This window comes from Streptomyces liliifuscus (assembly GCF_016598615.1).
GTDB classification, from domain to species: domain Bacteria; phylum Actinomycetota; class Actinomycetes; order Streptomycetales; family Streptomycetaceae; genus Streptomyces; species Streptomyces liliifuscus.
In genome coordinates, this window is record NZ_CP066831.1 from 725,634 (window position 1) to 752,016 (window position 26,383).

Annotated in this window: 27 protein-coding genes and 1 pseudogene; 11 read left to right on the forward strand and 17 right to left on the reverse strand. The window is 69.7% G+C overall.

Features of this window, described 5'->3' with window-relative positions; all coding sequences use genetic code 11:
• Window positions 1–913 precede the first annotated feature (913 nt).
• Window positions 914–1,684, forward strand: a complete 771-nt coding sequence (locus JEQ17_RS03105; RefSeq protein WP_200393721.1) for a YhjD/YihY/BrkB family envelope integrity protein — start codon at window positions 914–916, stop codon at window positions 1,682–1,684.
• 87 nt (window positions 1,685–1,771) lie between these two features.
• Here JEQ17_RS03105 and JEQ17_RS03110 read toward each other — a convergent pair whose 3' ends face one another.
• Window positions 1,772–3,058 (reverse strand): MFS transporter, encoded by a 1,287-nt coding sequence (locus tag JEQ17_RS03110; protein ID WP_200393722.1) that lies wholly within the window; start codon window positions 3,056–3,058, stop codon window positions 1,772–1,774.
• Window positions 3,055–3,543, reverse strand: a complete 489-nt coding sequence (locus tag JEQ17_RS03115; protein WP_200393723.1) for a MarR family winged helix-turn-helix transcriptional regulator — start codon at window positions 3,541–3,543, stop codon at window positions 3,055–3,057. Before JEQ17_RS03115 ends, JEQ17_RS03110 begins: the two co-directional genes overlap by 4 nt.
• A gap of 284 nt (window positions 3,544–3,827) precedes the next feature.
• Here JEQ17_RS03115 and JEQ17_RS03120 point away from each other — a divergent pair, with 284 nt between their 5' ends.
• The 3 genes and pseudogenes from JEQ17_RS03120 to JEQ17_RS50835 all read left to right on the forward strand — a co-directional run.
• A complete protein-coding gene (locus JEQ17_RS03120) occupies window positions 3,828–5,897 on the forward strand; it encodes a serine/threonine-protein kinase (protein WP_200393724.1) in 2,070 nt (689 codons plus the stop codon).
• A gap of 116 nt (window positions 5,898–6,013) precedes the next feature.
• Entirely contained in the window at window positions 6,014–7,015 is a 1,002-nt protein-coding gene (locus JEQ17_RS49870; protein WP_234048037.1) for a helix-turn-helix domain-containing protein, read from the forward strand.
• Window positions 6,898–7,140: pseudogene (locus JEQ17_RS50835) on the forward strand (hypothetical protein); the annotation flags it as partial. The gene JEQ17_RS49870 and the pseudogene JEQ17_RS50835, both read left to right, overlap by 118 nt.
• Here the strand turns inward: JEQ17_RS50835 and JEQ17_RS50840 are convergent.
• Complete coding sequence (locus JEQ17_RS50840) at window positions 7,126–7,254, reverse strand: hypothetical protein (RefSeq protein ID WP_407700034.1); 129 nt, start codon at window positions 7,252–7,254, stop codon at window positions 7,126–7,128. The pseudogene JEQ17_RS50835 and the gene JEQ17_RS50840 overlap by 15 nt on opposite strands.
• Before the next feature lie 391 nt (window positions 7,255–7,645).
• Here JEQ17_RS50840 and JEQ17_RS03135 point away from each other — a divergent pair, with 391 nt between their 5' ends.
• Window positions 7,646–8,095, forward strand: coding sequence for a spore-associated protein (locus JEQ17_RS03135; protein ID WP_200393725.1), 450 nt, complete (start codon window positions 7,646–7,648; stop codon window positions 8,093–8,095).
• A 549-nt stretch (window positions 8,096–8,644) separates the two neighbouring features.
• On the opposite strand, the gene JEQ17_RS03140 is transcribed toward JEQ17_RS03135, so the two are convergent.
• The 3 genes from JEQ17_RS03140 to JEQ17_RS03150 all read right to left on the reverse strand — a co-directional run bounded on the left by JEQ17_RS03140 (window position 8,645) and on the right by JEQ17_RS03150 (window position 10,628).
• Complete coding sequence (locus JEQ17_RS03140) at window positions 8,645–8,887, reverse strand: DUF6411 family protein (protein ID WP_200393726.1); 243 nt, start codon at window positions 8,885–8,887, stop codon at window positions 8,645–8,647.
• A gap of 133 nt (window positions 8,888–9,020) precedes the next feature.
• Complete coding sequence (locus tag JEQ17_RS03145; protein ID WP_200393727.1) at window positions 9,021–9,593, reverse strand: dihydrofolate reductase family protein; 573 nt, start codon at window positions 9,591–9,593, stop codon at window positions 9,021–9,023.
• 132 nt (window positions 9,594–9,725) lie between these two features.
• A complete protein-coding gene (locus JEQ17_RS03150; protein WP_200393728.1) occupies window positions 9,726–10,628 on the reverse strand; it encodes an EamA family transporter in 903 nt (300 codons plus the stop codon).
• A gap of 69 nt (window positions 10,629–10,697) precedes the next feature.
• Here JEQ17_RS03150 and JEQ17_RS03155 point away from each other — a divergent pair, with 69 nt between their 5' ends.
• A complete protein-coding gene (locus tag JEQ17_RS03155) occupies window positions 10,698–11,561 on the forward strand; it encodes a LysR family transcriptional regulator (protein WP_200393729.1) in 864 nt (287 codons plus the stop codon).
• Between the two features lie 12 nt (window positions 11,562–11,573).
• On the opposite strand, the gene JEQ17_RS03160 is transcribed toward JEQ17_RS03155, so the two are convergent.
• The 3 genes from JEQ17_RS03160 to JEQ17_RS03170 form a co-directional block, all read right to left on the reverse strand.
• Window positions 11,574–12,719, reverse strand: coding sequence for an RNA polymerase sigma factor (locus JEQ17_RS03160; RefSeq protein WP_200393730.1), 1,146 nt, complete (start codon window positions 12,717–12,719; stop codon window positions 11,574–11,576).
• Window positions 12,716–13,135, reverse strand: coding sequence for a YciI family protein (locus tag JEQ17_RS03165; RefSeq protein WP_200393731.1), 420 nt, complete (start codon window positions 13,133–13,135; stop codon window positions 12,716–12,718). The genes JEQ17_RS03160 and JEQ17_RS03165 overlap by 4 nt, the downstream gene beginning before the upstream one ends.
• Window positions 13,136–13,233: 98 nt before the next feature.
• Window positions 13,234–13,980 (reverse strand): TetR/AcrR family transcriptional regulator, encoded by a 747-nt coding sequence (locus tag JEQ17_RS03170; protein WP_200393732.1) that lies wholly within the window; start codon window positions 13,978–13,980, stop codon window positions 13,234–13,236.
• Between the two features lie 239 nt (window positions 13,981–14,219).
• Between JEQ17_RS03170 and JEQ17_RS03175 the strand changes: the two genes are divergently transcribed.
• Together JEQ17_RS03175 and JEQ17_RS03180 are read left to right on the forward strand one after the other, a co-directional pair.
• Window positions 14,220–16,451, forward strand: a complete 2,232-nt coding sequence (locus tag JEQ17_RS03175; protein ID WP_200393733.1) for an MMPL family transporter — start codon at window positions 14,220–14,222, stop codon at window positions 16,449–16,451.
• Between the two features lie 204 nt (window positions 16,452–16,655).
• Entirely contained in the window at window positions 16,656–17,342 is a 687-nt protein-coding gene (locus JEQ17_RS03180) for a GOLPH3/VPS74 family protein (RefSeq protein WP_200393734.1), read from the forward strand.
• 8 nt (window positions 17,343–17,350) lie between these two features.
• Here JEQ17_RS03180 and JEQ17_RS03185 read toward each other — a convergent pair whose 3' ends face one another.
• The gene (locus JEQ17_RS03185) at window positions 17,351–17,719 is read right to left on the reverse strand and encodes a hypothetical protein (protein WP_200393735.1); all 369 of its coding nucleotides are present in this window, start codon (window positions 17,717–17,719) and stop codon (window positions 17,351–17,353) included.
• Between the two features lie 149 nt (window positions 17,720–17,868).
• On the opposite strand from JEQ17_RS03185, the gene JEQ17_RS03190 reads away from it, so the two are divergent.
• The gene (locus JEQ17_RS03190; protein WP_200393736.1) at window positions 17,869–19,191 is read left to right on the forward strand and encodes a hypothetical protein; all 1,323 of its coding nucleotides are present in this window, start codon (window positions 17,869–17,871) and stop codon (window positions 19,189–19,191) included.
• A 31-nt stretch (window positions 19,192–19,222) separates the two neighbouring features.
• Here JEQ17_RS03190 and JEQ17_RS03195 read toward each other — a convergent pair whose 3' ends face one another.
• The 6 genes from JEQ17_RS03195 to JEQ17_RS03220 all read right to left on the reverse strand — a co-directional run bounded on the left by JEQ17_RS03195 (window position 19,223) and on the right by JEQ17_RS03220 (window position 24,084).
• Complete coding sequence (locus tag JEQ17_RS03195) at window positions 19,223–19,762, reverse strand: SMI1/KNR4 family protein (protein WP_200393737.1); 540 nt, start codon at window positions 19,760–19,762, stop codon at window positions 19,223–19,225.
• A gap of 132 nt (window positions 19,763–19,894) precedes the next feature.
• Window positions 19,895–20,884, reverse strand: coding sequence for a phosphotransferase family protein (locus JEQ17_RS03200; RefSeq protein ID WP_200393738.1), 990 nt, complete (start codon window positions 20,882–20,884; stop codon window positions 19,895–19,897).
• A 193-nt stretch (window positions 20,885–21,077) separates the two neighbouring features.
• Window positions 21,078–21,281, reverse strand: coding sequence for a cold-shock protein (locus tag JEQ17_RS03205; RefSeq protein WP_055617413.1), 204 nt, complete (start codon window positions 21,279–21,281; stop codon window positions 21,078–21,080).
• A gap of 280 nt (window positions 21,282–21,561) precedes the next feature.
• Window positions 21,562–22,455 carry a prenyltransferase/squalene oxidase repeat-containing protein gene (locus JEQ17_RS03210; RefSeq protein WP_200393739.1) on the reverse strand — a complete coding sequence of 298 codons (894 nt, stop codon included), beginning with the start codon at window positions 22,453–22,455 and terminating at the stop codon, window positions 21,562–21,564.
• A gap of 10 nt (window positions 22,456–22,465) precedes the next feature.
• A complete protein-coding gene (locus tag JEQ17_RS03215) occupies window positions 22,466–23,185 on the reverse strand; it encodes a helix-turn-helix transcriptional regulator (protein WP_200393740.1) in 720 nt (239 codons plus the stop codon).
• 215 nt (window positions 23,186–23,400) lie between these two features.
• Window positions 23,401–24,084, reverse strand: coding sequence for a GntR family transcriptional regulator (locus tag JEQ17_RS03220; RefSeq protein WP_200393741.1), 684 nt, complete (start codon window positions 24,082–24,084; stop codon window positions 23,401–23,403).
• Between the two features lie 163 nt (window positions 24,085–24,247).
• Between JEQ17_RS03220 and JEQ17_RS03225 the strand changes: the two genes are divergently transcribed.
• On the forward strand, window positions 24,248–24,787 hold the full coding sequence (locus tag JEQ17_RS03225) for a YbhB/YbcL family Raf kinase inhibitor-like protein (protein WP_200393742.1): 540 nt from the start codon (window positions 24,248–24,250) through the stop codon (window positions 24,785–24,787).
• Between the two features lie 8 nt (window positions 24,788–24,795).
• Window positions 24,796–25,497 carry a metal-dependent transcriptional regulator gene (locus JEQ17_RS03230; RefSeq protein WP_200393743.1) on the forward strand — a complete coding sequence of 234 codons (702 nt, stop codon included), beginning with the start codon at window positions 24,796–24,798 and terminating at the stop codon, window positions 25,495–25,497.
• 199 nt (window positions 25,498–25,696) lie between these two features.
• Here JEQ17_RS03230 and JEQ17_RS03235 read toward each other — a convergent pair whose 3' ends face one another.
• A complete protein-coding gene (locus tag JEQ17_RS03235) occupies window positions 25,697–26,155 on the reverse strand; it encodes a nuclear transport factor 2 family protein (RefSeq protein WP_200393744.1) in 459 nt (152 codons plus the stop codon).
• Between the last annotated feature and the right edge of the window lie 228 nt (window positions 26,156–26,383).

Genomic DNA, 26,383 nt, shown 5'->3' on the forward strand with positions numbered 1-26,383 from the left:
AAAGGCTTTCGCCAAGAGCAGGGGTGCTGTCGCTCGGGGTTGTCGGGCAGCGTTTGGGGGGTGCTGGACCGAGACCCTCCAGCGCAGGCCACCACTGCGATCGCTGGCGCGCTGAGGAAGATCGTGAGCACCGAGGACTTGTCCACCGTGTCGATGCGGCCGACACGGAGAAGTTCTTCCCCTGCCTGTTCGAGGATGCCGACGGTGGCGGCAGGACCACATGCCGACGTCTGCCTGGCTCCTTCTGCAACCTCCCGGCCGTCCCCGCCGCAGACGGGGACGGCCGGGTACGCGGACCGCCTGGCTCACCCCGGAACGGGTGCCGAGGCCGGCAGGTGCCAAGGCTGCTGAGCCGGTCGCGCTTCCGGAGGTGGCGGGGCACGCTGGAAGCAGCCACTCGTGACGCACGGAGCTGCCCGGTGCCGGAACGAGTCGGCACTCGGTGCACGGGTACGGGAGCACGGGACGAGGTGACGACGCATGCGCCACGGGGTCGTGCCGTCGTCGCGGACGGCTTCTCACAACCCTCGTAACCCTCGCGGTCCTCGCAGCCTTCGTCACCCTCCCCCACTGGAGCGGAGCGCGGGACATGCCCCGCCATTCGGACCCCTCTGAGCCCTCTGAGCCCGATGAGCCCTCTGAGCCATCCGGCTCAACGGGGCCTCCTGGCTCTGCGGGGCGCCCGGACTCTTCGGGGCCTCCTGATAATTCAAGGGCCTCGGATTCTCCGGGTTCCGCGCACCCCGGCCGACCCGGCAGAGGCAGAGGCAGAGACCGGATCAGGGACAGGGGCGCGGACAAGGCCAAAGACGGGACGCATCCCCACAACCGCGGGCACCGGTCTGCGGAACTGGGGCGCTTCCTCCATGACAGAGGCACGCACGTTTGGCAGCGCGGCAAAGAAGTGGAGCTGATGCACCGGGCCATGGGCTTCGCGGCGCTGGGACTGGTGACGCTCGCGCCGTTGCTGATCGTGGTCGCGGCGGCCCTTCCGATCGAGGAGCGCGGCTTCGCCCTGTGGATCGTGGACGGCATGGGACTGTCCGGACGCCCCGCCGACGCCGTACAGGATCTCTTCGCCGCACCCAGCAAGGTCCTGAGCACGACCAGCGTCCTGAGCGTGGTGCTGCTCGCGCTCTTCGGCGTGACGTTCGCGGGCAGCGTGCAGACCGGCTACGAAAAGGTGTGGGACCTGCCGGCCGGCCGCTGGCACACCGTATGGCGACGCGTCGTGTGGCTCGCCGCTCTGACGGCCTACCTCTTCGCCGAGGCGCAGAGCGTGGCCGTTCTGGGGTCGGGAACCCTGCGCTCATGGGGCCGGATCGGTCTGTCCTCGCTGCTCGGCGTGCTCTTCTTCTGGTGGGCACCACGTTTCCTGCTGGGCGGTCGCATCTCCTGGCGCGCCCTCCTGCCGGGCGCCATCGCCACGCTGGCGGGCCTGGTCGGCCTGCGCCTGTTCTCGTCCCTGGTCTTCTCCCCGCTCATCGTGAGCAACGCGGTCTCGTACGGTTCGGTCGGCACCGTCCTGATCGTGACGTCATGGCTCATCGGCGTCGGATTCGTCGTCTTCGGCGGCGCCCTCGTCGGTCGCTACTGGTACCTCCACGAACCGCACCACGTTCCGCATCCTCATCCCCACCCGCGCTCCCGCTCCCGCACTCGCGCCCGCACCCGGAAGCGCTGAAGCTCCTACCCACTCGTCGGTCCGGACTGGGCAGCCCACCTGCCCGACGCCTTCTCGGAGAAGTCGGCGGGCAAGCCGTTGGAGCGCCTAACCAACAGCCGTCGCCGTGTCGGCAACCCCGCGGGCGGTCGGCTCCGCGGCGGTGGGCGGCGTGCGGTAGGCGCGAAGAGGCGCGTTGGCCGCGGCCACGGCGGCAATCGCCAGGACGGCGGACACGCCGCCGGCGACAAGGGAGAAGGAGGCGGACGTGGCCGACGCCAGCAGGCCGCCACGGAAGTTGCCGAGCTCGGGTCCCGCGACACCGATCACGTGCTCCACGGAAGAAACCCGCCCCCGGTACGCATCCGGCGTCTCCAACTGGACCAGGGCACTGCGCGTGACCACGGACACGGTGTCGGCGGCGCCGGCCACGGCCAGGCAGCCGAGCGCCAGCCACAGGGGCCCGGCCAGGCCGAAGCCGGCCAGTGCCACGCCCCAGACCCCGGCCGCGATCAGCTGGACCAGACCGCCACGGCGCCGACGCGTCACCGTGCCGGAGAGCAGGCCTGCTGTGATCCCCCCGACCGCGACGGCTGAGAGGAACAGGCCGAGGGTCTGCGGGTTGCCGTCGAAGCGGATTTCGTTGACCAGCGGGAAGAGTGCGACGGGCATGGCGAGCAACGTCGCGGACAGGTCGGTGGCCATCGAGCCCCACAGCGTCGGACGGCGCAGGATGATCCCCCAGCCGCCGCGCTCCGGTCGGCGTCTGCCGCCCGACGCGTCGACGCCCTCGGGTTTCATGGCCGGGAGGCGGATCACCGCGAGCATCGAGACGATGACGGCTATGGCCTGTGCGGCGTAGGCGGCAGGGAAGCCCCAGCGGGCGATGATCAGCCCGGCCAGCGCGGGCCCGGTCAACATCGCCGCCTGGAAAGAGACGTTGGTCAGCGCGAGACCGGCCGCGACCTGGTCGAAGGAGAGCAGCCGGACCGGGAACGTACGCCGGGCAGGGGCTCCGAGCGCGCCGCATGCGGTTCCCATGGCGACCAGGGCGAGCAGCAACGGCACGTTTCGGTTGTCCGCCAGAGCCTGGGCGCACAGCCCCGCAGCGACCAGCAGTTGGCCTGCCGTGGCGGCCCGCACCACCGTCCGGCGGTCGACGGAGTCGGCCAACGTGCCGCCGAGCAGCCCGAACAGCACCATCGGCAGGCCGGTCGCAAGCCCGATGGCACCGGTGCCCACCGGGCTGCCGGTCAGGTCCCACACCTGGGCCAGCACCGCCACGGTGGCTATCTGCCCTCCGAGTTGGGAGGCCGAGGAGCCGATCCACAGATCGCGGAACGGTCGGCTGCTCCGCAGCGGGCGGGTGTCCAGGAACCGGACACGCTGTCTCATCCCTGTGGCTCGACGAGGTGGTGAAGGATCCGCTGCCGCATGGACCGCTGTTCCAGCGCCCGCCGAAGTTCCTCGACGACGGTGGTCAGCGCGTACGGGACCTCTGCGTCCAGCTCGGCGACCGTCGCGTGCGTGGCACGCCACTCGGCCTCCAGGAACGGCACCAGCGACCGGCCGCGCTCGGTCAGGTCGATTCGCCGGGTGCGGGCGTCGGGGCCGGGCTCGGAGGTGACCAGATCCTCCTTGCGCATGGCGGCGATGGTCTGGCTGATCGCGGAGTGCGAGCGGTCCAGGGACTCCGCGAGTTCGCGAATGGTCAGCGGCCCGGTGTGGGCAAGCCGGATCAGCGGATAGGCGAACCGCGGCCGCACCCCCTTGATGCCACGCTCGACGTAGACCTGCTCGATCTCGGCGTCCATGGCGGCCAGCAGCTTGTGCAGCGACTGCCAGGGATCGGACAGCGCCGTGGGATCAGAATTTGTCACAGCGCTAATATAACAGCGCTGCGATAACTGGGTGCAGCCCTTCACTCCCGACCATTGAGCTGGAGCGGTCACAGGGCTCGACAAAGCAGGACGACAGTGACCGGGCACCGGTGAGGGCCCAGCTCCGATTGCAGGCCCAACACATCGGCTCAGGAGAGGCCATCGGCCTCATCGAGCACACCCGTTCCAGTTGCGGGAGCGACCACTGACCCGAGGGGTTTCCGGCGTATACGCTCCCTTTCTGCGGCCGTTCGAATCGCACAGGCGAACAGGGGGAGTTCGAGGTGCAGGCGCTGCGCGAAACGGATCCTCGGTGGATCGGCCCGTACGCGGTTCTGGGCAGACTCGGTGCGGGCGGCATGGGCGAGGTCTACCTCGCCGAAGCGCCCGCAGGACAGCGGCTGGCCGTCAAGCTGGTGCGGGCCGAGCACGCCGAGGACCGGACCTTCCGGGCCCGTTTCCGTCAGGAGGTGCGGGCGGCGCGGACCGTGGGCGGGCCCGGGACGTACATCGCCCGTGTCGTCGACGCGGACACCGAGGCCGAACTGCCCTGGATGGCCTCGGAGTTCATCGACGGCCCGAACCTGCGCGACGCGGTTCTGGACCACGGCCGGCTGCCCGAGGAAGCAGTGCGATTGCTGGCCGCCGCTCTCAGCGAGGCGCTCATCGCGATCCACGGCCAGGGCCTGGTCCACCGGGATCTGAAGCCGTCCAACATCCTGCTGGCACAGGACGGGCCACGGGTCATCGACTTCGGCATCGTGCGGGCGCTGGAGGCGACCGCGCTGACCCGCACCGGAACCGTCGTCGGCTCGGTCGGGTACCTCTCGCCCGAGCAGATCCGCAACAACGGCCGGGTGGGGCCGCCGAGCGACGTCTTCGCGCTCGGCGCGGTCCTCGCGTACGCGGCAGCGGGGCGTGAACCATTCGGCGAGGGCCAGGACGCGGTGGTCCTGATGCGCATCATGAACCGGGACTTCGACCTGTCCGCGGTCCCTCAGGACATACGGTGGCTCGTCGAGCCCTGCCTGGGGGAGGAACCGGAGGAACGGCCCACGCCTGGCGAGGTGATGTCGGCGGTGGCCCACACGCCCGAGTCGCTGCGGGAGAGCTGGCACCCAGGGTGGTACACGGCCGCCGCGGCAGGCCCCGAATCCTCCGAGGGCGTCGAGCGATGGCTTCCCGAGCGGGACTCCGGGGAGCAGGAGAGCCGAGTCGAGTACCTGGCTCCGCTGACGATCACCGACGTGCCGGCCGACGCGCCCTCGGCACCGCCGTCCCGGCGACGGCTGCTTCAGGGGCTCGCGGCCGGAACACTGGCCGCCGCCGGTGTCGGCACCGGCGGGTGGCTGTGGCTGCGGGATCGAGGCGGCGACGGAGAGGACGCCGGCGGCAGCAACTCACCGTCGGCACGTGCCTCGGCCACGCCGCAGCCCGCCGTCGTGGACTGGGCGTACGGCGTCGCCAGGCTCAGCGAGATGGGCGGCCCCAGTGTGACGCTGTCGCCCGACGGCGACACCCTCTACTTCGGGGGCGTGGACGGAAAACTGCACGCCGTGTCCCCGGACGGCAGGGAGCTGTGGAAGACGGATCTCGGCGAACCGCCCCTGTACGGAGGCGTGGTCGGGGCTGCAGTGGCCACCGACGACGGCGCCTACTGCCTGTACGGCGACGGACAGAAGCTGTGCGCGCTGGATGTCGGCGGCCGCGTGCGCTGGGAACGCGTGTTTCCCGACGGCGACTACGGCACGATGCCCGTGCTGGCCGGCGAACTGGTGCTCGTCACCACCGACGGGTTCGCCAAGAAGCACATGGTTCGCGCGTACCGGTCCGACGGAAGTCTGGCCTGGCGTGCGGGCCTGCCCGACCAGGTGGACGAGCCTCCGGTCGTGGCGGAGAACGTGGTCTACGTGGCCATCTCCGCCGAGGAGCTGATCACTCTCGACGCGGCGAAGGGAACACGGCTGTCGGGGTTCGAGACGGAATCCTCCGCCAGGCGGCCCGCCGAGTTCAACGGAACCGCCGTCGTCCCACCCGACGGCGCCGGCTCCAAAGGCCTGGTAGTCCGCTCGTACGCGGGCAGGCTCATGGCGGTCGACTTCGACGACGGGTCCAAGGCATGGACGATGGATGGCCAAAGCGGCACGACCAACAGCGATCCGACCGTCCATGAGGACCTCATCTACGCGTTCCTCGGCGAAAAGCTGTTCGTCGTGGACCGCAACGGCACCCCACAGCGGGTGCTGACCTTCCCCAAGACGTCGATCCTCACGGACTACCGACCCGTGATCGACAGCCGGCACGTGTACGTGGCCACCAACAAGGGCATCGCCGCGGTCAACCTGCCGGTGTAGACCGACACGACGTCCAGACTCCCCCGGCAGGCACTTGAGCCACAGTGCCGTCCAGGCAGATCATGTGCGTCACATGACAGCGCCGGACCAACCAATGCGAGGTGGATCGACCGGCGATGAACAGCACCGGAGCAGAGGCCGAAGGGGCGCGCGGGGCGTTCGCTCTGGACTCCACCGCACCGGGCGCCGCACCGCGGGGATTCAACGCCTTTCGGAGCGAGTGGGAGACACAACTCGGAGATGGCTTCCGGCTGCCGGCCTTCAGTGCGGCCACGACCGGTGACTTCCGGGTCAGGAGCCGCGGTACCAAGGTGGGCGACGTGGCGATCACCGATCTCCACGGTGTGTCGGCCGTCCGTACCGCGGGCACCCCGCGCGGCGTCGAGGACCAGGTACGGCTGTACGTCGTCCGGCGCGGAGCCTGGACCCTGGGCAGCCCACCCGATCGCGGCGAACACACCGTATCGGCCGGGCAGTTCATGCTCCGGCACTTCGGGCCGCCGACACACATCGACACGGCACCGCACACGACAGCGAAGATCCTCTTCCTGCCCTCCGCGATGCTCGGCCCCCTGCTGGGTAACCGGATCATCACCGGGTCGGCGGACTCACCCGAGGTGCGCCTGCTGGTGGCGCACACGAACATGGTCCACGCAACGATGGCCGACCTGAGTCCCGCCGGTGTGCACGCCGCCCACAGCAGCCTGATCGAGCTGGCCAAGGCTGTGGCGCAGAGCCGGTTCGACGACATGGAACCCCGCCTGGCCCCGGCACTCGCCCAGGCTGCTAAGAATCTGGCGGACAGCCAACTAGCCGACCCCGAACTCTCTCCCACGATGCTGGCGCGTGAACTCAACGTCTCCGTACGCACCTTGCAACGGGCCTTCGCCACAGTGGGAGAGTCAGTGACCGCCTACATCCGCCACCGGCGATTGGAAGAGGCCCGGCTCGCCCTCACCGCCGGGCCCGGCCGACCGAGCGTCTCGGAACTCGCCGCCCACTGGCAGTTCGCCGACAGCAGCCACTTCATCCGAGCCTTCAAGAAACGCTACGGCCAGACGCCCACCGAGTACGCCCGCGCGACCGGGCCCGGCCGCCGGTTCCCACTCGACCGCTAGGCTTCGGCACTCCGTGCCCTGGGGATGCCTGCCGTGGTCCGCATGTCCCGGTACGGGGCCAGGAAGGCGGTCAGCGCGGGTACGCGGACGCCTCGCTCGATGCCCTCGGTTCAGCCACTGGCCTCGGCCGCGGCTCCCTCTACGGCGCCTTCGGCGACAAGGACGCCCTGTTCGGCCAGTGCCTCGACCGCCATGCGTCGATCTACGGCACACCGTACGAGCAGGCGCTCGCGGCGCACCCGGGTGATCCGGTGCGTGCCGTCGAGGCGTTCTTCGACGTGGTCCTGGGCCGTATCGCCGACCCGTCGGTCCCCGTGGGGTGCCTCATCGCGCAGTCCACCGCGCAGTCACTGACGCTGACGCTGACGGATCGGACGCCGAGCTGCGCTCCATCGCACGAATCACCTGCACGACGGTGGCGGACACCCTCGCCCGAGCAGCAGTCAGGCCACCTCGAGAGAGCCGAGCCCGAGGAGCGATGCCGCTCAACAGACAGGCGCCCAGCGCGTGTTGGGCCGGGGCGCGTTTCCTCGGCACGGGATCCTCGCGCGAACCATGCACAACCATTCGGATGCCCCGCGTGTCACACCAGGCAGGAGCAAACGCCTGCAAGAAGCACAAGGGGGAAATATGAGATTCAACCGTTCCGTCCTGGCTGGTGCCGCTTTGGCGGCCCTGTCCGTGGGGGCCACCACCGCGTTGGCGGCGCCCGCCTCCGCCGCACCCAACACCACACCGCAGAAGGTCTGCGGAAGCAGCTACAAGACCGTGAACTCGGCGCCCGTCGGCTCGTTGGGCACCGTCTACCTGACGTACAACTCGTCGAACGGCGAGAACTGCGTCGCGACGATCCGCAAGAACCCCGGCACCGCGGTGGACATGTCCACCTGGATCTACGTCCCGGACACCGATGAGGGCGCAGAGGACTACGGGCGGTACACGTCGTACGCGGGTCCGGCCTATGTGTACGGCAAGGCCCACTGCGTCGACTGGGGCGGCCACATCAACAACGTGTACGTCCAGGTGACCGGCTCCAACTGCCAGGCGCTCAAGGAGCACCGGGCCACGTTCACCCGCTGATCCGCTCCTCCTCCCGGCCACGACCCTCCCGTACCGCCGACTTCCGCCGCCCGACCAGGCGGAGCCGACGGTCATCGCGACGGCGCCCATGACCAGCCCGTCGCGCGGGAACCCGTAGTGGTTCGGCCCGCCCTGGCAGACTCACGGAGTTCTGCCAGGGCGGGTGCGCGTTCGAGCCCTCCCTCCACAGGGAGTACATGGGCTTGACCATTCGCACGACCCACGCTGATCGCCGGCCTGAACCCGCCCGGGACCCGCTCAGTCCGGGTCACGTACTTGCACTATCGGCGCCGGAGTCAGGGCTTCCCCCGGACTGCGGGTTCCGCGGAGCGAACCGGCACTATTTCGGCATCGCGGCCCACCCGCCGCCAAGGCGGGGGGGCCGCACCTACGTACACCTTCCTCAGTCGCAGGGCGGGCCGGCGCCCCTCCGGCCCTCGCGCATCTCACCAGGGTGCTGCCGCACTCGGGCCGGTTCGGTGCGGTACTTCGGCGGCTTTCCTCGCCGAACGTCTCGGGTGAGAGCGCCGGCAAGGTACTGGCGGCCAGTCAGAAAGGCATACGGCCCCGCGTACGACGGCCGGCGGCGCCGCTGCGGCTGACGGCTCGGGAGCTGCTGCTGAAGGGTTTGCGCAGCAGCCTGCCCAGCGGACCTGGTGCCTTGCCCGCGGCCTGACCGCCGGCTCCGAGCGTGCGTTGCGTTCCGTTCTGGGGGTGGCGTGACAGCCTGGGCAGCAGAAACGCGAGCACGAGCAGTACGACGCAGACGGCAACGATACCGACGATCATCATGGATTGACTCCTCCTTCATTGGGTCCTGCACTGGGTCTTTCGTTGGGCGAAGTACCCGGGTACCCACACGTCCACCTCGCACGCGGCGTTCGACCACGCGTGCCAACCACCCGACCCCTGCTGATCGACCGGCTCAGCGGCGGACCCGGTAGCGGATGTGGGTGGCCTCCGGTGTGTCGATCACCTGGATGATCTCCAACTCGATCTGCGCCGGCAGGACGTCGAACAGTCGATGGCCGCCGCCGAGCAGCACCGGGATGTGATGGATCTGCACCTCGTCCAGTACCCCGGCCGCGAGCGCCCGTTGGGCCGTGTAGGCGCCGTGCACGAGGACGTTCCGGTCCCCGGCTGCGGCCTTCGCCTGTGCCATCGCGCTTTCGATGCCGTCGGCGACGTACGTCACCAGCGGGTAGCCCCACCGGGCCGCCGGGCCGGGCGGGCGGTGGCTGGGCACGAAGATCGGCACACCGTGGTGGTCGCCGCCCCAGTGATCCATGAGCTCGGCGGTCCGCCGACCCGCGAGGACGGCGCCGGTCGCGATGATCTCGTCCGCGAATTGCCTTGCCGGCCCGGACAGTTGTCCGGGCTCCCCGTCCGGAGCGGACCAATGGTGCAGCCGCTCGCCGTCCTCGCCGCCGAGGTAGTCGTTGGGGTCGGCGATGTACCCGTCGAGTGACATCGACATGTCGAGCACTGATGTGGACACTTCGGCCTCCTGTGGTCTCGAATCGCACTGGGTTCAATGTGCTGCGGAGCAGGCGTGGAAGGGCGCGGACTCTCGGTCGGCGGCCGAGTCGGTGGCCGGCAGGATCCGCCGCCGCATGGCCGGAACTTCGCTTCAGCGGTTGCCCGTACGCACCGCGCCCGCGCTGGCCGCGACCACCAGCGCGATCGCGGCGCACTGCGGCAGCGACAGCCCTTGGTCCAGGACCAGAAAACCCGCCGTCGCGGCAAGGGCGGGCGCCAGACTCGTCAGCACCGCGAACGTCGCCGTGGGCAGCCGGCGCAGGGCAAGCAGTTCCAACGTGTAGGGCACCCCCGAGCTCATCACCGCGATCGCCAGGCCCAGACCGAGCACCCCCGGATCCAGCAGCGTCCCGCCCGATGCCCCGATGCCCAGCGGCAGACTGACCAGCGCGGCGACGGCCATCGCGATCGCCAGACCGTCCAGCCGCGGGAAGCGGGCGCCCGCGCGGGCGTTGAGCACGATGTACGCCGCCCACATTCCCCCGGCGCCCAGGGCGAAGGCCACGCCTGCGACGTCGAGCCGGGCGAAGCCTCCCTGGCCCAGCAGGCAGACTCCCGCCAGCGCGAGACCGGCCCACAGCAGGCCGGCCGCGCGGCGCGAGGCGACGACCGACAGCAGCAGCGGCCCGAGCACCTCAAGGGTGACCGCCGCCCCCAGCGGGATACGGTCGATCGCCTGGTAGAAGAGGATGTTCATGCCGCCGAGCGCCAGGCCGAACCCGCCGGCCACCGCCCAGTCGGCGCGTGGGTGTGCGCGCAATCGGGGCCGGGTGATGACGAGCAGCAGCACCGCGGCCAACGTCACCCTCAGCGCGACCACGCCGAGCGCCCCGGCCCGGGGGAACAACAGCGCGGCAAAGGCAGACCCGAACTGCACCGACACCGCCCCGGCCAGCACCAGTCCGACGCCGCCGAGGGTGCCGCGCCCCACTGCGTGACGGACCAGAACAGGCGCGGCCGTCGTCCTGGTCGAGTGGTGCTCCGTGGATGTCATGCCCTTCAAGCTAGGGATCCGGCGGTACCGCGTGAAATGCCGATTCCGCTGCGGTTATGCTCCCGAGGCATGACCATCGAGTTGCGGCATCTGCGGGCCTTCCTCGCCATCGCCGAGGAGGGCAATGTCACCCGCGCCGCCACCCGTCTCCATCTGGGCCAGCCCGCGCTCTCCCGCACTCTGCGCCAGTTGGAGGACCATCTGGGCGCTCGGCTCGTCGACCGCTCCACGCACCACCTGGAGTTGACCGCCGAGGGCCATGTCTTCCGCGACAAGGCACTCGCTGCCCTCGCCGCCGTCGAGACCGCGCTCGACCCCCGGGGGTTGGGAAACTGGCCGCTGCGCCTGGGCCACACCTGGGCTGCGCTCGGCGACCACACGGTCCCGTTGCTGCGCCGCTGGGACCAGACGCACCCGGGGACTCCGCTGGAGCTGCTGCGCATCGACGACCGTACGGCGGGCCTCACGCAGGGCAAGGTCGATGCGGCCCTGCTGCGCGGCGCGGTCACCACGGCCGGGCTCCGCACGGAACTGCTGCTGTCGGAGGACCGGGTGGTGGTCATGCCGGCGGACAGCCCGTTGACGGCTCTCGCCCGGATCACCCTGGCGGACCTCGCCGCTCATCCGATCGCCCTCAACACCGTCTCCGGCACCACGACGACGGGCCTGTGGCCGCCGACGGCCCGGCCCGTCACGACCATCGAGGTGACCAACACCGACGAGTGGTTCATCGCCATCGCCGCGGGCCGCGCCCTGGGGGTCTCCACGTCGGCCACCCCGAGCAACTACACGCATCCCTCGCTGGTTTACCGCCCCCTCGCGGACGCGCCGACCGTTCCCGTCGTCCTTGCCTGGCGTGAGGGGCCCGGGCACCCGGCCATCCCGGATCTACTGGCACTCGCACGCCAGATCCTCGCGGACGGGAGCAACTGAACCAACCAGGAGTCAGCGAGGCCGGCAGGTGTTGAGGCGGGCTGCCTGGCGGGTGAGGTGGGCGCGTTCGGCGAGGTTGGGTGCCTTCTGGGCCGCCTCGGCGTACAGGCGTGCCGCTGTCGTCAGGTCGCCGTCGCGTTCGTGGAGGTAGGCGGCCACCGCGGTGTGGCGGGGCAGTGAGTCGTCCAGTGCCGCGAGCGCGGCCAGGCCGGCCCGTGGCCCGTCCGCCTCGCCGACGGCGACCGCGCGGTTGAGGCGGACGACCGGGTTGTCGGTCAGACGGGCGAGTTCGTCGTACCACTCGACGATCTGCACCCAGTCGGTCTCCTCGGCGGCGGGCGCGTCCGCGTGGAGGGCCGCGATGGCGGCCTGTGCCTGGAACTCACCCAGGCGGTCGCGGGCGAGCGCCGTCTGAAGGATCTCGACGCCCTCGGCGATCAACGTCGTGTCCCAACGGCCGCGGTCCTGCTCTGCCAGCGGGACCAGGCTGCCGTCCGGCGCGGTCCGGGCGGCGCGGCGGGCGTGATGGAGCAGCATGAGGGCGAGCAGTCCCGCGACCTCGGGGTGGTCGATCGCGGTCGCGAGCTGCCGGGTGAGGCGGATGGCCTCGGCGGCGAGGTCGACGTCGCCGGAGTAGCCCTCGTTGAAGACCAGGTAGAGGACGCGCAGCACGGTGGCGACATCGCCGGGCTGGTCGAAGCGCACCTCGGAGATGGTGCGCTTGGCGCGGCTGATGCGCTGCGCCATCGTCGCCTCCGGCACCAGGTAGGCCTGGGCGATCTGCCGGGTCGTCAGCCCGCCGACCGCGCGCAGCGTGAGTGCGACCGCGGACGACGGTGTGAGCGAGGGGTGGGCGCACAGGAAGTACAGCTGGAGCGTGTCGTCCGTCGCCGGTGCGGGCCCGGACGCCGGCTCCTCCTCGACGAGGTCCTCGCGCCGACGGCGGGCGGTGTCCGCGCGGGTCGCGTCGAGGAACTTGCGCCAGGCGACGGTGACCAGCCAGCCCTTCGCGTCCCGCGGAGGGTCCGCGGGCCACACGCGCACCGCCTCGATGAGCGCGTCCTGCACGGCGTCCTCGGCCGCCGCGAAGTCGGCTCCGCGGCGGACGAGGATCCCGAGCACGTTCGGCGTGAGGCTCCGGAGCAGGGTCTCGTTCACTTCCAGGGGCAATCCGTGGCCGTGGCCTGCGTGCCGTAGAACGGGCGCAGCTCCAGCCACTCGTGGATCGGCCGACCACCCGCTCCGGGGGCGGCCGACAGCTCCCCCGCCAGCTCGACGGCGCGCTCGTAGCTGTCGACGTCGATGACCATCCAGCCGGCGATGAGGTCCTTGGTCTCGGCGAACGGCCCGTCGGTGACCGGCGGCCGCCCCTCGCCGCCGTACTGGACGAATGTCCCCTCGGGGGAGATCGCCTGGCTGTCGACGAACTCGCCGCTCTTCTCCAGCCGCGCCGCGAAGTCGCTCATGTACTGCACGTGCGCCGAGATCTCCTCGGGCGTCCACTGGTCCATGGGTACGTCGTTGACCGCGGCCGGGGCGCCCCGGTAGTGCTTCAGCAGCAGGTACTTCGCCATGGTGTCTCTCTCCTCGGTACTGATGCGACCCATTGTGGTCGCGTTCACTGCGGGGACGGAGCCGGCCACGGGTTCTCGACATCACCGCCCAAAGTTTTTCAGCGCGGCTTGCTCACGTGTGCGGGGATCCGGCGGTGGATGTCCTCGATCAGGGTCCGCATCGCCATGCGGAAGACCTCGGCCTGGTGATCACCGAGGAATGAGGTGTGCCCGAACACCTCCAGGACGACGAGACCGTGCAGGTGTCCCCACGCGCTCAGCAGGAGGGCGGTCGAGGCCGGGGGCAGATGTCCAAAACCGTAGTGCGGCAGCTGTTCCAGGTATGCCCTGAGTGAGGGCGAGAGTGCGGGGGTCTCGGCCGCGGCGAGTTGCTCCGCGGTGAACCCGTCGAACATCTCGCGCTCGAATATCGAGCTCATCCGGCGCGTCGCCTGGGTGGTCGGGCCGTCGACCGGTGCCGCGTAGTCCCGCAGCGGTGTTCCGTAGATGAGTTGGAAGCGCTCGGGATGGGCAATGGCCCATCGGCGGTAGCCCTCGGCCGCGACCACCAGGCGCGGCAGGGCCGGGTCCTCCGGGGCGGTCTCGACGGCGGCCTGCACGGCATCGGCCAGGTCGTCGTACGCCTTGGTGACGAGCGCCGTGACGAGGGCGTCCCGGCTCGGAAAGTAGTGGTAGAGCGCCTGCACGGTCATCCCGAGGCTCCGGGCGATCGCTCGTAGGGACAGGGCCGCGGGCCCTCGTACGGCGATGTGGTGTTCGGCGGCGTCCAGGATCTCCTGCGTGGCGGCGGTCCGGCGTCGCTGGCGCAGGGTGGGCGTGGCCATTGGGTGTTCCTCCGCGGGCATGCGACGACCGTACGACGGTCGCCCCTGTGGGCCCCCAGAAGTGCGGGGTGTGAAGAAAATCTAACACTGCCAAATCTTCTGCCGCGTCACTAACGTCTCTCTCGGCGACGAAGAGTGCGACACCGCACCTGCTTCTGACGGGGTGAAGAGACTCCGCAGGGCACCGCGCCGGCCCCACGCAGGTCAACTCCGGCCGTTTCGCGCCGTTTTCACCGCATGGACATCAAAGGAGATCGGGCGTGTTTGAACGCATAGCCGAACTGGCAATTCGCCGGTCGCGGCTGGTACTTGTCGTCGCCGTCGTGGCTGTGGCCCTCATGGGAGTCCTGGGCGCCGGCGCGTTCGGCAAGTTGCTGGGAGGTGGCTACGACGACCCGGCCTCCCAGTCCTCCCGGGCCGCGAAGGTCATCAACGAGAAGTTCGGCGGGGAGACGAACCTCGTCCTGCTGGTCCGAGCCTCCGAAGGCCGTGTCGACGCTCCGGCCGCCCAGCAGAGTGGCCGGGCCCTGGTGGCCGACCTCAAGAAGGAACAGCACCTCGAGAACGTGGTCTCGTTCTGGGACACGGCCAGCCCCGATCTCCGCTCCAAGGACGGCCGCGAAGCCATGGTGCTCGCGAGTGTGAAGGGTGAGGGCACCGAACGGGACGAGAACGCCAAGAGTGTCATCGACGCCTTCACCGGACCGTACAAGGACGCGTTCACCGTCCAGGCAGGCGGCGGCGCCGCCGTGACCAGCGAGATGGGCACGCAGTCGGGCGAGGATCTCCTCCTGGCCGAGGGCATCGCGGTGCCGCTCACCCTGGTGCTGCTCCTGCTCGTCTTCGGCAGCATGGTCGCGGCCCTGTTGCCGCTGGCGATCGGAATCATCGCCATCATGGGCACGTTCGCGGAGCTCTTCGTCCTCGGCAGCGTCACGGATGTCTCCATCTTCGCGATCAACCTGACGACGGCCCTGGGCCTCGGCCTCGGCATCGACTACGCCCTGCTGATGGTCAGCCGGTTCCGGGAACAGCTCGCGGCGGGGGCGAGCGTGGACGACGCGGTCCGGCGGACGGTGAGCACCGCGGGCCGTACGGTCGCGTTCTCCGCGGCGACGGTCGCGGCCGCGCTGGCGGCACTCATGGTGTTCCCGCAGTACTTCCTGCGCTCGTTCGGCTATGCCGGGGTCGGTGTCGTCGCCATCGCGGCCGTCAGCACCCTGTTCGTCATGCCGGCCCTGTTCGTCGTCCTTGGACACAAGGTCAACAGCGGGCGGCTGCCATGGGCGAAGCGCGAGCGCTCCAGCACCCGGGCACCCTTCTGGGGACGGCTGGCCGGTACGGTCATGCGGCGGCCCGCGCTCACCGCGCTGCCCGTGCTCGCGGTTCTGCTCCTTGCGACGAGCCCGCTCCTCGGCATCACCTTCGGCACACCGGACGAACGCGTGCTGCCCGAGGACGCCGAGAGCCGCCAGGTCTCGTCGGTACTGCAGGAGAAGTTCAACGGCAGCGACGACTCGGCCCTCCACGTCGTCATCGACAAGGCAGTGGACAAGGCTCCACTGGAGTCGTACGCGGTCGAACTGTCCGGGCTCAAGGGCGTGGTGCGCGTCGAGACCAGCGCGGGGACCTATGCCGACGGAGGGGCCAAGGCGACCGACCCCGGCAACAGCGCACTCGGTCGCCCCGACGCGCAGCAGATCAACGTGGTGAGCGGCCTGGCACCGAAGTCCGACGAGGCCCAGGACCTGGTGGACGAGGTACGTGCGCTCGCTCCGCCCGCCGGGTCACAGCCCCTGGTGGGCGGAGTCGACGCCGTACTGGTCGACTCCAAGGACTCCGTCGGCAGCCGGCTCCCGCTCGCCGTGGCGCTGGTCGCCCTCACCACCTTCCTCCTCCTCTTCCTGTTCACCGGCAGCGTCGTACAGCCGCTGCGTGCGTTGGTCCTCAACATGATCAGCCTGGGAGCGACCCTCGGCGTCATGACCTGGATCTTCCAGGACGGCAACCTCTCCTCGCTGCTCGGCTTCACGGCGCAGCCGATGGATGTGTCCATGACCGTGCTGATGTTCTGCATCGCCTTCGGTCTCTCGATGGACTACGAGGTGTTCGTCACCAGCCGGATCAAGGAACTCCACGACCTGGGCGAGGACAACGAGTCCGCGGTGACCAACGGCCTCGGGCACACGGGACGCATCGTCACCGCGGCGGCCTGTCTGCTCGCGGTCAGCTTCTTCGCGTTCGGAACGGCCAAGCTCAGCTTCATGCAGCTGTTCGGCCTGGGCAGCGGCCTGGCCATCCTCATCGACGCAGTCGCCGTACGCGGCATCCTCGTTCCCGCCGCGATGCGCCTGCTCGGCCGCTCGGCCTGGTACGCGCCCGGCTTCCTGCGCAAGTTCCACGGGCGGTTCGGCCTCAGTGAGGGCGGCCCCGCGCCCGCACCGGCGTCCCCGGTGGAGTCGCAGTACGTGAAGGACTCGACGGGAGTCTGACCGACCGAGCCCATCCGCCGCTGTGTGCCCGCCTCTGCTGTATGGGAGGCGGGCACACAGGGGGTTGGCTGTCACAGGACACTCATGACGTCTGTCACGAACAGTGATGACAGGCCGTGCCGCTCTCGCTGTCCCTTCGGGCCTAGCTTGGGCTGAGGCCCACTCCCGAGGGCCTCTCCCGACACCAACGGTTGGAAACGGACCATGCAGAACGAGACCCTCATTGTCGAAGATCTGATGCTGCTGCTGATGGACGACGAGTCGGGAGCGATCGCGGGAGCCAGCACGCTCTACTACACCCTCGGCGGCGCCGTTCTCGTCGAGCTCGCTCTCGACGGACACGTCACGGTCGACGAGAACGACAAGGGACTGAACGGTCTGAAGGTCCACGCCGTCTCCGGAGATCCACTGTCGGACCCTGTGCTCCAGATGGCTCAGGAGAAGGTCACCGCCGACCGGGTACGAGGCGTGCAGACCCTCCTCATCGAGATCGGCACCGGATTGCGCGAGACCGTTCTCGATCGACTCGTCGAGCGGGGCATGCTGCGTCGGGAGAGCAAGAAGACGCTGGGGGTGTTCCGTTCGACTTCCACCATGGCCGCGGACACGGGGCACAAGGAGGCCCTCATGGAGAAGGTCCGCGCGGTTCTGGTCTACGGCGAGGAGCCCGATGCCCGTACAGCGGCGGTGATCGGCCTGCTCTCCGCAAGCGGCACCCTGCCGAGTCTGCACCGCTCCATCCCGTGGTCGGGCAAGGTCTACAAGCGTGCGAAAGAACTGGAGCAATCCAGTTGGGGCGCGGAAGCGGTGAACACCGCCGTGATGCGGACCGTGGCAGCGGTCTCCGTGGGAACCGCTGTCGCCGTCACGGTCACCAACCAGGTGTCTTGATCCCGAGGTCAGGTGTGCCAGTCGAGTTGCTGTTCAGGGACACCCACGGAGCGGCCGTAGTCCTGGGCCTCGCGACGGCCTCCGACCTGCCCGCGTGGGTAGCGGAAGACCTTGTCGGCAAAGACCACGAAGGTCTCGCGCGAGGTGTGAAAGTCGGTGTACCAGCCTCCCGTTGACGAGAGACTGGACGCCAGTTGATCCGCGAGCCGCTCGGCTTCGAGCTCGTCGGCGGCGAAGTCCAGCAGTGTCCACAGCCGTGGCTGGTCCTGCCCGGCGTCGGTCATCTCGACCCGGGTCAGCTTGGTGATCCGCAGTGGGATCCCGGTCAGCTGGACCCCGGCCCGCAGGCTTTCGGCGATCAGTACACCTTCGAGCATCTGAGCCTCCTTGGTGTCGGTGGGGGTCTTTCCTTCTCGGGGCCTTCTCGGGACCCCTCCCGGCGTCCTCTCAGTAGAGTGCCCGGCGTTCGAGCACGGACGCTCGAACGCGCAGTGTCGGAGGGCCACACAGAAGGATCGCGACGCGGATGGGCAGGAAGCTCGAAGAGCTGATTGGGAACCTGAGTGTCTGGCAGACGGGCGACTACGGCGACGTAGACACTTCAAGTCCTCGCGACCTGGCCATCGTCGAGCTGCGAACGATGGGTCCGCAAGCAGTGCAGGCACTCATCGAACGGCTCGATGGTCTCCTGGCCGCCACTGCGGCACATCGCAAGCGTGTCAAAGCCGTCCAGGCGGCATGGACCGCCTGGTACGAGGAGAGCGACAGACTCGGCGACGAGCACGGACTGGGCGCCGACCTCGAGCGCTACCGCACGATCCCCAGCGACAGCCTCCCCCAGCGGTCGGCGGAGGACACGAACTACCGGGATCCCTACGAGCTCAAGCAGGGGATCATCGAGGCTCTGCATCAGCTGGGTGACCAGCGGGCGGCTCCCGTGCTCACGGCCGCGCTGTCCGACCGTACGTGCATTCCCGCGGCGGCCCAGGCGCTGTGTCACATCCACGCCGACCATGCCGTGCCCGCGTTGCTGAACGCTGTCACCCTCGTCGACCACAACACCAACAAAGGCATCGTGTTCGATCCGCTGCTGGCCTCGCTGCGGCACTACGGGGTCTCCATGGCGCAGGCGCGGGAACGGTTCGAGGCCGAGACCTCCCCGCAGGGCCGGGTGCGCCTGATGCACTTGATGACGCAACTGCCGGACGACGGCGCCGACAGGCCCTCCGAGTCTGAGATCAGGGACTCGCTGGTCTTCCTCGCGCTCGACGACAAGGACAACACAAGTCGGTGGGAGGCCGTCGGCATTCTGAACAGGATCGACAACAACACGGCCGAGAGGGACATCTTCTCCGAATGGGAAGCGCCGCCCCCGGCCGATGTCATCCGTTCGGCGATCGCCTTGGCCGCCCACGGCAAACCGCCGGGCCACGAACGGGAGTTGGCGAGCAGGCTGCGCCGCATTCGGCACACGGCCCCCGCCGCGCAAGCCGTCGAGGCCACGCTCACCCAGGACTCACCCGAGCCGGACACCCAGGAACTGCGCCTCGCGCTACGGCTCGCCCTAGGGGTGCACACCTCCGAACTGGACGACCCTCTGCGGTTCGCCCGCGCGTTGCACCGCTTGTCTTCGCACTCCCAGGTCGGCGGCTCCGCGCTGCTTGCCCTGCGCCGCACCTGCTGGGATCTGCTGTTCCCGCAGATGGTCCAGGACGACGAAGCACGCCGACGCGAGGCGCGGACCATATTCGACGCCATCGCCACACCGCACGAGCACACCCGGTTCGCCGGCTACACCTCGTCCCAATCGTTCTGGACCAAGCTCCGGCAGCGGTTCAGGCGGGGGTGACGCGCTGGTGCCCGGCGTCTTCAGGGGCAGCTCATCGCCGCGTGCGCCAGTGCGTGAAGCGCGGCGCGGGCTTGAAGTCGATGCTGTACGCGTCGAATTCGTGCAGGAGGAGCTTGCGCAGGAACTCGACCATGCCGCAGGGGACGATCCTGCATGGCACGAGCAGTTCCTGACGGTCGAACAGGAGCACGGGCCACTTGTCGGGGTCCGGATCGCTGGTCAGCCAGCACAGGATGTCGGCGTGGGAGGTGTATCCCCAGGCGAGGATGTGCTCCGGGTCGATGTCGAGCGCTTCCTGGTCCTGGCCCTCGATCTCCCACACGTAGCGGGCGTTCCCCGTCTCGTCCTCGAAGTCGTCGGGAGGAAGCAGACCGGACTCCGTGGGGAACGGCGCAAGGATTCCGATCTCGCCGATCGAGTCCTCCGAGCCGATCAGACCGACTCCGTACGCGGACATGAAGGCCATGTAGTCCCGCGGGAAGCTGGTGCCCCACCGTGCTTCGGCCGCCTGCCAGTCGATGTGTTCGCCTGCGCCGGGATCCGCGGGATCCGGAGTCAGAACCTGCCGCAACGCTGCTACCCCTGTCGGGTCTTCCACTGCGTTCCCGCCCTTCGATGCCCTTCGATGCCTTTCGATCAAGTCAGCGAGAGTGTAGGAGGCAGGACTGACACAGGCCCGAACAAGCCGACACGCGGCGGGCGTTCAGATGCGGATCAGTTCCAGCGCCTGAGTCAGGTTGTCCTCGGCGACACACGCCATGAACGCCCGGTCGGGGAAGTCCCCGTCGAGCAATCGAAGTGGTCCCGCCGTCAGCGACAGACGCTGCGCCAGCATGTAGAGCGCGAGCCGGTCCTCGTCCAGTCCGTCCACCTCCAACGGCCGGTAGGCGTCATGCAGGCGGATCCGGAGAAAGACGTGCTCCCACTCGACGTCGAAGTACATCAAGCCCTCGATGTCGATCGCCACGGGGTTCCCGACCGCGTCCACCAGCACATGATCGGGCCCCAGTTCGCCATGCACGACCGCGTACTCCGCGCGCGGCCTCACCTCCGCCGCCAGACCCCGCAGCCGTTTCTCCAGCCGGTCGCGGGCTCCCGCGATCCGCGGATCACGCGACGCGGCCTCGGCGAGGTCTCGCAGCGCGCGGTCCAGCACGACCGCCTCGCACGACGTCCCGAGCGACGAGCCTCCCCCGTCGACCACGGCCACCTTGCCGTACGTGGGCGCCCGATGCTGCCGCATCGACTCGAGGGACTCCCCCAGCCGGGCCATGACCGGGGCGGCCACGCTCGGGTCGCGCGCGAGCAGGTCCTCCAAGTTCTCGCCCGGGAGGTCCTCGACGATCGCGAGGTCGGCCGGGCAGTGGGCGCCGTCGCGGTCGACGAGGCGGATCGCGGGGACGCGGACGCCGAGCGCGTCGAGCCGCGTGTGCGCGGCCTGGAACAGGTCGAGCCCGAGGCCCGGCGAGAACGGGTCGGTGAGGTCGTCGTCACCCTCGGCCGTCGGCCAGTAGTTCTCGGCGTGGTCCCACAGGTAGGCGATCGCGGTCGTCGCGTCGTCCATCACCAGGCGGTACACGCCCTTCTTGCTACCGCCCGCGATCCGCTCGGCGGCCGCCAGCCGCCGCCCACCACCCAGCGCGGCCCGCGCCGCACCGGCCAACTGGGCACGCGTCTCCGCCCTGGGTGCCACGCCCGAACCACCTCTCCCTCACGACGACTTACGCACCGTACGGGACCGTATGCCTGGCGGCGATTGCTTGGTTCCGCCGCCGACGCACCGACCCGCCGACCCGGTCCGCTCAAGGCATGAGGAATCGGATCCTCAGGAATGCGTCGGCCCCCGGAACACATGTTCCGGGGGCTGACGAGGTCCGACCGCTGTATCAGGCGGGCGTGATGTTCTCCGCCTGCGGGCCCTTCTGGCCCTGCGTGACGTCGAAGGTCACGACCTGGCCTTCCTGGAGCTCACGGAAGCCGGTGGAGTTGATGTTGGAGTAGTGCGCGAAGACGTCCGGTCCCCCGCCGTCCTGAGCAATGAAGCCGAAGCCCTTTTCGGCGTTGAACCACTTGACGGTTCCCTTGGCCATGCTGATGCCTTCCAGTCAATATCGGACCCGCACCGCGCGGCCCCGGAGGTGATCGCCCTGGTCCGGCACTGCACAGCAAAACGCCCGCGCCGGAGCGCGGGCAGGTACTGCGAACCACGACATCTGAGAATGACGCTACACGGCAAAACCGGCTCCCACCAGAGAACAACAGCCATGATCCGAACCGCGTCGCGCGTACTGCCCGTCAGCGGCCCGCGCACGCAACGCCGGCACTCGTTCTCCTGGCGCCCGGGGCCATGACGGGCACGGCCGGAGCCGCTCAGAGCCGACCGTGCTCCCGGAGGATGTGCAGGGCGTCGAGGGTGACGATGCCGCGCCACTCGGTGCTCTGTGCCGGCATCCAGTGGAGGAAGTGGAAGTCCCAGCCTCCGTCGTCCAGTTGCTCGCTCTCCAGCCGCTCGAGATCGGCATCGATCTGGGCGGGTGTGAAGAGCGCCCGGCTCGGGGTTTCCGGCCGCGGTGAGAGTTCGAGCGGCTTGATGTGTTCGCCCTCGATGCCGCCCGGGACGGGGACGGTGCCGTCGGGGCGGATCGCCGGCCGTAGCCGGTCGATCGCGGCGGCGGCGCGGTCCGGGTCGGGTACCGCGTCGAGGAACTGCAGGCCGAACACCACGGTGTAGCCGCCGGCTTCCTTCTGCGATTCGAGCTCACGCCAGCTCCAGGCCGTCGCGGCGTCGAGCCACGGGTGCTCGACCCCCAGCTGATGCAGCCGGCCGGCGATGGCGAACGTCAGGAAGCTGGACTCGTCCTTCGGCTCCATCCAGGGGGTACGCGGGTGGCCGAGTGCTGAAGGCAGTACTTGTGCGACTCCGCTGTCGGATCGGGCGACCGAGGCGACCCAGTCGGCGGTCGCGGTGACCATCGGGTCGTTCGTGGCACCGATCTCCGCCAGGACCCCGAGCGCGGTGAGAGCCGCGGAGGGCTGGCTGCCCGGACAGCGCACATCGGGTTCGAGCGCGTGGCCGAAGCCGCCGTCGGGATTCCGGTAGGGCCGCAGCGCGTCGAGCACCGGCTCGACCGGCGCGTCGTCGAGAAACACTTCGAGCTGGCGCCGCTCCAGCACGCGGGCCGTGCCTTCCATGAACTGCCGAGCCGAGTCGATACGGGACTCACCGCTGGTCCCAGTTGGCGTTGTTGTCGTTCGAGTAGTCATGCCATCGACGCTAGGCGGCGGTCAGCCGGACGTCTTCCAGGAATCGGACAGGCGTGACTCCCGTCAGCCGGTGGACCTCATCCGTCATATGGGCCTGACTGGCATAGCCGGCCGCAAGCGCCTGATCGGCCAGCGACATCGTGGGCGCCTCGTCGGCCCCGATGAGCCGACGGAGCCGGGCGACGCGGGCGAGCGTCTTCGGGGCGTACCCGACCGCGGCGGTCACCCGCCGGTGGAGCTGCCTCTCGCCGACTCCGAGTTCGGCGGCGAGATCGGCGACCCGGATCTCGCGGTCCGCCAGGCGCCGGGCCGCCTCGGTGGCGAGCGGATCAGGCGTGACCCGGCGGTGGAGAACGGCTCCGGCGAGCAGACGCAGGCATTCGGCGGTGTCACCGGCCGTGGCCACCTGCTCGCTCAGGGCCCCGGCCTCCGGCCACACCTCGGTGAGAGGGACCTGAAGGTCGCGGACGGCGGAGGCCGGCAGCCCCAGCACGTTGCCCGCGGCGCCCTGTCGCAGGCGTACGCCGCAGGTCGGCACGCCGGTCGGCTCCCACACCACCGGGCCGGTGTCGGGGCCGACAACGAGCGGCGGGCCGTCGCCCAGCCAGACCAGGTCGACGCAGCCGTCCGGGACCACCCGCTCCGTCCCGTCCACGAGGGTGTCGTTGCGCCACAGGCAAGCGACCACGGGCAGCAGCCCGGTCGGCGCACGGAACTCGCGGTAGCTCACGCCATCCACGATAGAACCCCGACCGGATTCGTCCACGTACACCGTCGACGCCCACGTCGACGCCCACGTCGACGCCCACGCCCACGCCCACGCCCACGCCCACGCCCACGCCCAGCGGCAGCGTCCAGGATCAGCGTTCGTCCGCTGGTTCGGGCAGCAGTCGGGAACCCTGAAGCCCGCGGATGTTCACGAGAAACGGCGGCGCGGCCCTGTCGTCACTCGGTAGTGCCGGTCAGTCCGGCCGCGGTCTGGGTGAGGTGCCGGGTCAGTACGTCGGCCGCGGTGTCGGCGTCGCGGGCCAGCGCCGCCTCCTCCAGTCGGCGGTGCTCGTCGACATGGTCCCGGCCGGGGACGCGGTGTGCCGACCAGCGGCGGGCCAGCTCGCTCGCGGTCCACATCCGGTCGACGGTCTCCAGCAGCACGGGGTTGCCGCACCCCTCCAACAGGGTGCGGTGGAAGACCCGGTGGGCTTCGGACCAGGCACTGCTGTAGTACTCGCCCTCCTCCGGAACGTACGCCGGAGTACGCGCCAGACGGTGGTGGGCGGCGCGCACGCGCGCCTCCCAGTCGACGTCGCCGCGCTCGACGGACATGCGCAGCACGACCGGTTCGATGGTCAGCCGGGCCTCGGTGATCTCCTGCCAGCGCCGGTCGGAGAAGGCCGGGACGGCGAAGCCGCGGTTGGGCAGCCGATCGGCGAGCCCCTCGCCGACCACCCGCACGAGCGCCTCCCGCACGACGGCCAGACTCACGCCCTGCTCCTTGGCGAGGTCCTGCGGCTTGAGTGCGTGGCCGGGGGCGTATTCCCCGCGCATGATCGCGTCCCGCAGGTGTGCGTAGACCTGCTCGGAGAGCATCTGCTTCCCCGGCGAAGTCGAGGTGTGGGCCGTCTGCGTCATGCCGCCATCGTAGACGATCCAGTCGATAATCGATTATCCGTGTTATCGTCGATTTAGAGTTCGGCGGAAGACAGCAACGATCCCTCTACGCGACGCTGCGTGCCCTCCGTCGGCCGCAAAACAGCCACCACCACTCACAGCAAGGCCTGAAAGGAACGACGCGATGAGCGCCAACGACCCCTTCGCCCGCCTCCCCGAGGCGGCCTCCTTCACCGTCACGAGCACCAACGTCACCGACGGCGCCGCCTGGTCGCCCGAGCAGCTCTCCGGCATGTCCGGTGTCCCCGGCGGGAAGGACATCTCCCCGCAGCTGTCCTGGAGCGGCGCCCCGGAAGGCACCAGGAGCTACGCCGTCACGGTCTACGACCCCGACGCCCCCACCGGGTCCGGGTTCTGGCACTGGGCGGTCGCCGACATCCCCGCCACCGTCACCGAGCTGCCGGAGGGCGCCGGCGACGACACCGGCTCGGGCCTGCCCGAGGGCGCCTTCCAACTGCCCAACGACGCCCGTGCGGCCCGCTTCATCGGCGCCGCCCCGCCGGCCGGGCACGGCCCGCACCGCTACTTCGTCGTGGTGCACGCCCTCGACGTCGAGTCCATCGGCGTTGCGGCCGACGCCACGCCGGCCGTCCTCGGGTTCACCATGGCGGGCCACATACTCGGCCGCGCGGTCCTGACCGCCAGTGCCGAAACTCCCGCCTGACGAACAGCATGTCCGCACTCATCGACACCACGGAGATGTATCTCCGCACCATCCTGGAGCTGGAGGAGGAAGGTGTGGTCCCCCTGCGCGCCCGTATCGCCGAGCGCCTGGACCAGAGTGGCCCCACCGTCAGTCAGACCACCGCCCGTATGGAGCGCGACGATCTGCTGCACGTCGCCGACGACCGGCACCTGGAGCTGACGGAGAACGGCCGTCGACTGGCCACGCGCGTGATGCGCAAGCACCGCCTCGCCGAGTGTCTGCTCGTCGACGTGATCGGTCTGGAGTGGGAGCAGGTGCACGCCGAGGCCTGCCGCTGGGAGCACGTGATGAGCGAGGCCGTCGAGCGCCGCGCCCTGGAGTTGCTCCGGAACCCGACCAAGTCGCCCTACGGCAACCCGATCCCGGGCCTGGAGGAGCTCGGCGTGCAGAGCACTGTGGATCCACTCCTCGACGAGGCCGTTGTCAGCCTCAGCGACCTGGCCCCCGAGCCGAACGACACGAGCGCGACCGCGGTCGTACGGCGCATCGGAGAGCTGATCCAGACCGACCCCCTGCTGATGCGCACCCTGCGGCAGGCCGGGGTGCGGCCCGGCGCGGTCGTGAGCGTGACGTCATCGCCAGGCGGCGTGACAGTGGGCGGCGGCGGGGCGGCGTCCGCCCAGTTCCCCACGCGGACCGCCGCGCACGTCTTCGTTGCCAGGCGCTGAGCACAGCCAATCCCTGAGCCCAGCGAAGCGCTGAGCCCAACCGGATGCCGACCCGCCGCCACGGGCGCCCGTACAGCCACCAGGATGGCCCTCGACCACTGGACGGAGGATCGTGGTCGAGGGCCATCCTCGTTGATTCAGTCGGAGGGTGTGCACGAGTTGGCCCCGTACATGACGGTTGGTCAACTCTCCCGCGCATTCATGGGGTGCAGGCCTCGGCGATCGACAGGCTGTTCTCGTAGAGGTGGTGCCGGGTGATCCGGCCGTCCTCGACGGTGAGGCGCAGTGCGAACGGGCCCTCGAAGGACTTGCCCGTCGCGCGTACGGTCCCCGACAGATGGCCCATCAGGACCGCGTCGGTGCCGTCGACGAGGAAGGTGTCGACGGAGGCGCGCGCGTCCTCGGGCACGGTGTGCTCCATCAACTCCTGGGCCTGGGCGGCGCATTCGGCGGCGGTGGACCGCGGGCGGATCCACGGGACGGCGGGGTTCTCGGCGAGCATCCAGTCGACCTCGTCGGCGAACAGCGTGACGAGCCGCCCGGTGTCCCCGGCCACCCGGGCGGCGATGAACTCCTGCACGACGGCCCGAGTGGCCTCGGCCACGGAACTCGTGGTGGTGGCCGAACTCGCCGTGGTCGCGGTGGACTTGACGGACATCGCACTCTCCTCGCTGCTGCGGCCGGGTCCCGGCGGGGTTCCCGTCGGTGTGCTCGATCCTGCTGGAGTGAGGGGTGAGCGGTCGATTACCCCGGAGGTAATGGCCCTGGCCGCCGCAGCGCGGCCGATTCGTTCGGATCACGCGGGTATCCGCCAAAGACTTTGAACACTGAGATGACAAAGTATGGACATGTCAAGTGAAAGCCCCTTAGGTTGGCGGCGCAACGC